Here is a 6,284-nt window from a genome sequence, read left to right on the forward strand (position 1 = left end):
TTCCGCGAAGAGCCCTGCGCTCGCGGCTCAGGCCGCAAGCGACATGAATCAGCTTGAGGCAGATATGAAATTCCCGATCTCTAACCACATAAGGGGCGTCCATCCCCCCCCCATCTCGGAAGTGAAGGGGTGGCTGGCGGAGGCGCGGCACGGCCTCCCGCTGATCGACCTCTGCCAGGCCGTTCCCGATTATCCTCCCCCCGCGGAGTTGACCGATCACCTGGCTCGGTTGACCCGGGACCCGTTGACCTCCCGCTACAGCCCCGACGAAGGCCTGCCGGAGGTGCGCGAGGCGATCTGCGACGCCTACCGCAGCCTCTACGGGGCCTCCCTCACCACTGGCCAGCTCTGCCTTACCATCGGCGCCAGCCAGGCCTTCTGGCTCGCGATGGTGACCCTTTGCCGGGCAGGCGATGAAGTCATCGTGCAGCTTCCGGCGTATTTCGATCACCCCATGGCCCTGGAGATGCTCGGTATCCGCTGCGTCTACGCCCCCTTCGTTGAAGCCTCCGGCGGAATTCCTGACCTGGCTGCGATCTCCGCGCTCGTCACCGACCGGACGCGGGCCATCCTCCTCGTCACCCCCAGCAACCCCACCGGTGCGGTCATCCCGCCGGCCATGGTCAAGGAGCTCTTCGAGCTTGCGGTCCGGAACGGCATCGCCCTGGTGCTCGATGAAACCTACAACAGCTTCATCACCGGAGGCGTCCGGCCGCACCAACTGTTCGAGGACCCTTCCTGGAGAGGGCACTTCGTCCACATCGCCTCCTTCGGCAAGACTTTCGCGCTCACCGGTTACCGTGCGGGGATGCTGGTGGCCTCGGAGGAGTTCATGAGCCACGCGCTGAAGGCGCAGGATACCATGGCGGTCTGCCAGCCGCGGATTACGCAGCACGCGGTGAAATACGGCATCGAGCACCTGGGGGGATGGGTGGCTGAAAACCGGGTGATGATGGAGCGCCGCCACGAGGTCTTCAGAAGGGAGTTCGAAAAGGAAGGTAACGCCTTCAGCCTGGTCGCCAGCGGTCCGTTCTTCGGCTGGGTCCGTCACCCCTTCGAGGGAAGGACCGGCAGGGAGGTGGCCAAGCGACTGGTCACGGAGGCGGGGATACTCCTTCTGCCCGGGGAGGTTTTCGGACCGGGGCTGGAGGGCTATCTCAGGCTGGCTTTCGGGAATATCACCGAAGAAGCGATCCCCGAGGCGGTGGCGAGGTTCAGGGAGTTTCCGGTTGAAAACCGTTCGTAGCGGACATGGAAGGGGACGAGATCCGGAGGGCAGGGAGAAAGGCCACGTAGCCGTTTAGCAGCGCCGGTGGCCGACCTTCGCACCTTCCCCCCACCCCCTGCCCCCGGGGAGGGGGAATGTTTTTTTGTTGGGGGCTACATCCCCCCTTTGCGAAGGGGGGCTTGGGGGGATTTGCCTTCAGGTTCTTGGGGATTTGCCCTCCCCCTCAAAGGGAGGGCCAGGTATGGGATCGTTTGCCTATTCGAGGAAGGCCAGCAGTTCCCGGTTCACCTCGTCCGCGTGGGTCCAGCTCAGACCGTGGGGCGCGCCGGCAACCACCATGAGACGGCTTCCTTTCACGGCTTCGTGAGTCCTGCTTCCGGTTGAGGCGAAGGGGAGGATGCGGTCATTGTCGCCGTGGATGACCAGGGTGGGGAGGTCGATCCGGATCAGGTCGTCACGGAAATCCGTCAGCCAGGCCTGCACGCAGTCCAGCGTCCCCTTCGGCGACGCGGCAGCCGCCACATTCCAGCTCATCCGCACCACCTCGTCACTCACCTTTTTACCCCCGAAAACGTGCAGGTTGTAGAAGTTCGACAGGAAGCTGGTGAGAAACGCCGGCCTGTCGATCTGTATGGCCTGCTTGATCCTCTCGAAAACGGCTCCCTCGACCCCGCCGGGATTATCGGAAGTCTTCAGCAGGAAGGGGGTGACCGAAGCCATGAAGACCGCCTTTTTCACCCGCTCCGTTCCGTACCTTCCCAGGTAGCGCGCCACCTCGCCGCCCCCCATGGAAAATCCCACCAGCGTCACATCCCGGAGGTCCAGCTTGTTCAGGATCTTGTGCAGGTCGTCCGCCAACGTAATGTAGTCGTAGCCGGAGGCCGGTTTGCTCGAGTAACCGAACCCCCTGCGGTCGTAAGTGATGACCCGGTGCCCCGCTCGCAAAAGGGCAGGCACCTGCTTCTCCCAGAAGGTGCTGCTGAGCGGCCAGCCGTGAATGAGCACGACCGGCTTCCCCATCCCGTGGTCCTCGTAATAGAGATTGATATCGCACGAATTTTCCTTGCCGACGGTTATGAAATTCATGGAGACTCTCCTTGTCGTATCGGTTGATGCCGGTCGCAGATGGACCCGCAGTATTAAAAGCGATACAACATTTTGCCGGCAAGTCAACGAACCCCAATTATCCCTCTACTAATCAACGCTAATCTTCCGCTATGAGATTGTCATCCCCGAATGCCCTTATCGGGGATCCAGATGACAGTTTTGGAAGCTGGCGGAAGATTGGTACTGATCAGGTTCTGTGTTGTGATTCGTTCCTAGAGTGCGGGACAAAGGCTATCCAGCAGGCCGGGGGCAGCCGGCTCCGGGATCGGCATCATGGCCGATGAGCCCGATGGCGTCGGCGCGGCACTGGCGGCAGTGGCGTAATTGCCCGATTATCTTCTCATTCGACGCCCTCACCCGCTCCAGCAGTTCCGGTGTCGGAGGCGCGGCATGGGCAAAGTCGGCCTGGGGAATGAGGGGCATGACGTTCATCACCAGCGCCCCCAGCGACTTGACCTTCCTGGCGATCTTCTCCACCTCCCCTTCATTCACCCCGGGGATCAGGACGGTGTTGACCTTGACCGTGATTCCCAGCCGGACTGCCAGCTCGATCCCGGCCAGCTGCTTTGCGATCAGGATTGCCGCCCCGTCTCTCCCCCGATACCTGTCGCCTTGATAGTTGACGAAAGTGTAGATACTTCCCCCGACCTCGGGATCCAGGGCATTGACCGTCACCGTGAGACTCCCTAGGCCGAGCCTCGCCAGACGTTCGATCTTCTCCGGGAGGAGCAGGCCGTTGGTGCTCAGGCACTTGATCAGCTGGGGGAACTCCTGTCCGACCAGTTGGAAGGTCTTGAAGGTCTGCTCGTTGGCCAGCGGATCTCCCGGGCCTGCTATGCCGACCACCTTTATGACGTTGCGTAGGGCCTCGCTCTGCATGACCTCGCGCACGGTCTGCAAGGCCTCGACCGGTGTCTGTATCCTGCTGGCCAGGCCCGGGCGGGACTCGTTGGCGCAGTCGTGGCGGCGCGTGCAGTAGCCGCACTTGATGTTGCAGGCGGGGGCAACGGCCAGGTGGATCCTTCCGTTTGCGTGGCGGTTTCCCCCGAAGCAGGGATGCCCCTGGATGCTGTTTCGTGATGCGCACTGATTACCCATTGATCCTCCGCGTCCGGAAATGACTCAGATATTCGAGCCGTCACGTACAAAGCCTGTTTCCAGCTCGGCGATGATTTCTCCCCACTTCATGGCCCAGCGCTTTAACGCCTCGCCTTCCAGGTACTTCGGGCGCCGGACCTCCCCTTGCTCGGTGACACTCCTCGCGAGCTTCCGGTACGAGTAGGAAACCTGGGAAAAGGGGGCGGCCTCGATCAGGGTCTGGTTGTAGAAGTCGCTGACCGATACCATCAGCGAGTGGGAGACCGTGGCCACTATGGAGGTGCCTGTCTGGCTGACGAAGTCGGAAACGATCGACTGGTACAGGGGGCCGGAGAGGTTGTTGACCACCACACCGCCGAAGCGGCAGTTGGCGGCGGCCACGGTGTTGAGCCAGGAGAAGAGCTCGTTCACCACGTTGATGGCACCCATATCGGCGGAGGTCACCACCAGCACGCGCAGCACCCCTTCAGCAGCTGCAGGGAGGACGAAGCCGCTCCCCGGCTCCCAAGAGACATCATGGATGACGTAGTCAGCCCCGTAGTCGATCACCAGCTCCTGATCGAGGAGCCTCGCTGTCTGGGCCGTCTGCCCGTCGATGGTAAGCTCTCCGGCTTCCAGGCAGAGGCTCCCCCGGTACCCTTCGGCATAGAGCGGCACCGCCGATTCGTCGCCCCATCCCGGCAACGGTTTGAGCTCGCGCTTCCCCCGGAGCGTGGCGGTTGAGTTCCAGTGGGTGTCATAACCGACGAGCACCACCCTCTTCCCCGCCTCGACCAGCGCCGCTGCGAGATTCGCCGCCGTAGTCGATTTGCCGCCCCCCCCCTTTCCCAAGATCACCACATGTTCTGCGGCCATCGGCCACCTCCTTTACTGCTTCATCCCCCACCGGCGCACGGTCCGCCGCTCAATCGTCGAGAAGAGCAGGTTCTCCACTGCAAGGCCGATCAGGATGATGGTCAATAGCCCCGCGAATACGGACGCGGTTTCCAGCTGATTCTTGTTCTCGTAGATAAACCAGCCGATGCCTCCCGAGCCCGAACTCACCCCGTAGACCAACTCGGCGGCGATCAGGGAGCGCCAGCCGATCTGGCATCGGTTTCCTCGCTTGGGTACTTTTCTCGTGCTACTTCACCAGCCGGTCAATGTGGTTGAAGAAGGGATGCTTCCCCTCCGATGCTGCGCACCATGTTCCTGTTCGTCGTTGAGGACTCCAGCCGTTCCAGGTAAAGAAGCTTGCCGTCCTCGAGTTGCAGTGCCTGCTTGACGACGATGTGCGGGAAGCCGTGGTCATCGATGGTGGCCAGCACTTTGGTGGATTCGGGATCCTGGAAGAGGTCGATGACTTCCTGAGGGATTGCGATTGCCATGAGGTGTCTCCTGTCGTTTGGTGACAGCCGTAGTGGAAAAAAAAGAGGCCAGGCATAACCGCGGAAACGGTTAAGGCCTGGCCTCCAGTTTGTCTGGTCAGCACGGCAGCTAACGGTTCGTATTCAAATGTTCTTTCTTCCAGGTACTTCTTGATCGCTACTTTGAAGAGTGGCAACCGCTTCCCGTCCCAGGGTGCCGGCCGTCGCCGGGTGACTCCCACTCGGAGCATTCGCCCCGGGGACGGCGCTCTTACATTAATCGCCCTACCGTCTGCAAGCGCTTACTCTGTGGTGCGCGGGCAGTGACGGTTACTGGATCCTGATCTTCTCGTTCTTATCGATCTGGATGATCTTGCCGTCCTGGATGACAAGAGTAACCGTCCCGAAACGAATCTGCCTGAGGGCGAAACGTATCTTCTGCTCCAGATCCTTGGTCCATTTCTCGGGTTGCTCCATAGCGGCAGTTGTCATGACATTCCCCTTCCGTCACTAAATCGGATAACTCGACTCAGCCCCAATTATTTGCCGCCTGCATAGATCTGGTCGAATACACCGCCGTCGGCGAAGTGGGTCTTCTGGGCTTTGCGCCAGCCGCCGAAGGTGTCGTCGATGGTGACCAGCTTCACCTTCGGGAAGAGCTTGGCATGGCGTGCGGCTACCTTCTTGTCGCGGGGGCGGTAGTAGTTCTTCGCCGCGATCTCCTGGCCCTCGGAGGAGTAGAGGTATTTCAGATATTCCTCGGCGAGCTTCCTGGTACCTTTCCTGTCGACCACCTTGTCCACCACCGAAACCGGGGGCTCGGCCAGGATGCTCAGGGACGGCACCACGATCTCGAACTTGTCCTTGCCCAGCTCGTTCACGGCGAGGAAAGCCTCGTTCTCCCAGGCAAGGAGCACATCCCCCTGGCCGCGCTGCACGAAGGTCGTGGTGGCTCCGCGGGCGCCGGAATCGAGGACCGGGACATGCTTGAAGAGCTCCTTGATGTAAGCCTTGGCCTTGGCTTCGTTGCCACCCTTCTGTTTCAGTGCATAGGCCCAGGCCGCGAGATAGTTCCAGCGCGCGCCGCCGGAGGTTTTCGGGTTCGGGGTGATAACCGCGACGCCCGGCTTGATCAGGTCGTTCCAGTCCTTGATATGCTTGGGGTTCCCCTTCCTGACCAGGAATACGATGGTGGAGGTGTAGGGGGAGCTGTTGTGGGGAAGCCGTTTCTGCCAGTTCTCGGGAATGAGCTTCGCCTTGTCGTGGATCTCGTCGATATCGTAGGCCAGGGCCAGAGTGACGACGTCAGCCTCGAGACCGTCGATGACCGCCCTCGCCTGTTTGCCGGAGCCGCCATGGGACTGCTTGAAGTTGATCTCCTGGCCGCCCTGTTGTTTCCACTTTTTGGCGAAGGCCTTGTTGAAGTCCTGGTACAACTCCCGGGTCGGGTCATACGAGACGTTGAGGAATTCCTGACCGGCGAATGCGCTAAACGGCAGGGCAGC

The 6,284-nt window shown here is 61.2% G+C and carries 8 protein-coding genes; 1 reads left to right on the forward strand and 7 read right to left on the reverse strand.

Annotation, left to right across the window (positions count from 1 at the left end):
• The first annotated feature begins 64 nt into the window (after positions 1–64).
• Complete coding sequence (locus AC11W3_RS05355) at positions 65–1,246, forward strand: aminotransferase (protein ID WP_484092610.1); 1,182 nt, start codon at positions 65–67, stop codon at positions 1,244–1,246.
• Positions 1,247–1,483: 237 nt separating this feature from the next.
• On the opposite strand, the gene AC11W3_RS05360 is transcribed toward AC11W3_RS05355, so the two are convergent.
• The 7 genes from AC11W3_RS05360 to AC11W3_RS05390 form a co-directional block, all read right to left on the reverse strand.
• Positions 1,484–2,314: an alpha/beta fold hydrolase gene (locus AC11W3_RS05360; RefSeq protein ID WP_484090770.1), complete on the reverse strand. Its 831-nt coding sequence runs from the start codon at positions 2,312–2,314 to the stop codon at positions 1,484–1,486.
• A gap of 252 nt (positions 2,315–2,566) precedes the next feature.
• The gene (locus AC11W3_RS05365) at positions 2,567–3,433 is read right to left on the reverse strand and encodes a radical SAM protein (RefSeq protein ID WP_484090064.1); all 867 of its coding nucleotides are present in this window, start codon (positions 3,431–3,433) and stop codon (positions 2,567–2,569) included.
• Positions 3,434–3,457: 24 nt separating this feature from the next.
• Positions 3,458–4,288 carry a nucleotide-binding protein gene (locus AC11W3_RS05370; protein ID WP_484092609.1) on the reverse strand — a complete coding sequence of 277 codons (831 nt, stop codon included), beginning with the start codon at positions 4,286–4,288 and terminating at the stop codon, positions 3,458–3,460.
• Positions 4,289–4,300: 12 nt separating this feature from the next.
• Complete coding sequence (locus AC11W3_RS05375) at positions 4,301–4,477, reverse strand: hypothetical protein (protein WP_484090062.1); 177 nt, start codon at positions 4,475–4,477, stop codon at positions 4,301–4,303.
• Positions 4,478–4,572: 95 nt separating this feature from the next.
• Positions 4,573–4,800 (reverse strand): hypothetical protein, encoded by a 228-nt coding sequence (locus AC11W3_RS05380; RefSeq protein ID WP_484090061.1) that lies wholly within the window; start codon positions 4,798–4,800, stop codon positions 4,573–4,575.
• 309 nt (positions 4,801–5,109) lie between these two features.
• Positions 5,110–5,271, reverse strand: coding sequence for a YezD family protein (locus AC11W3_RS05385; protein WP_484090060.1), 162 nt, complete (start codon positions 5,269–5,271; stop codon positions 5,110–5,112).
• Between the two features lie 47 nt (positions 5,272–5,318).
• On the reverse strand, positions 5,319–6,278 hold the full coding sequence (locus AC11W3_RS05390; protein WP_484092611.1) for a sulfate ABC transporter substrate-binding protein: 960 nt from the start codon (positions 6,276–6,278) through the stop codon (positions 5,319–5,321).
• Positions 6,279–6,284 lie beyond the last annotated feature (6 nt).

The sequence above is a fragment of the Geomonas sp. genome, assembly GCF_056994735.1.

Excerpts from the sequence above, each read along its gene's own strand:
- AC11W3_RS05355 (WP_484092610.1), top strand. The coding sequence starts at position 65 with ATGAAATTCCCGATCTCTAACCACATAAGGGGCGTCCATCCCCCCCCC.
- AC11W3_RS05360 (WP_484090770.1), bottom strand. The coding sequence starts at position 2,314 with ATGAATTTCATAACCGTCGGCAAGGAAAATTCGTGCGATATCAATCTC.
- AC11W3_RS05365 (WP_484090064.1), bottom strand. The coding sequence starts at position 3,433 with ATGGGTAATCAGTGCGCATCACGAAACAGCATCCAGGGGCATCCCTGC.
- AC11W3_RS05370 (WP_484092609.1), bottom strand. The coding sequence starts at position 4,288 with ATGGCCGCAGAACATGTGGTGATCTTGGGAAAGGGGGGGGGCGGCAAA.
- AC11W3_RS05380 (WP_484090061.1), bottom strand. The coding sequence starts at position 4,800 with ATGGCAATCGCAATCCCTCAGGAAGTCATCGACCTCTTCCAGGATCCC.
- AC11W3_RS05385 (WP_484090060.1), bottom strand. The coding sequence starts at position 5,271 with ATGACAACTGCCGCTATGGAGCAACCCGAGAAATGGACCAAGGATCTG.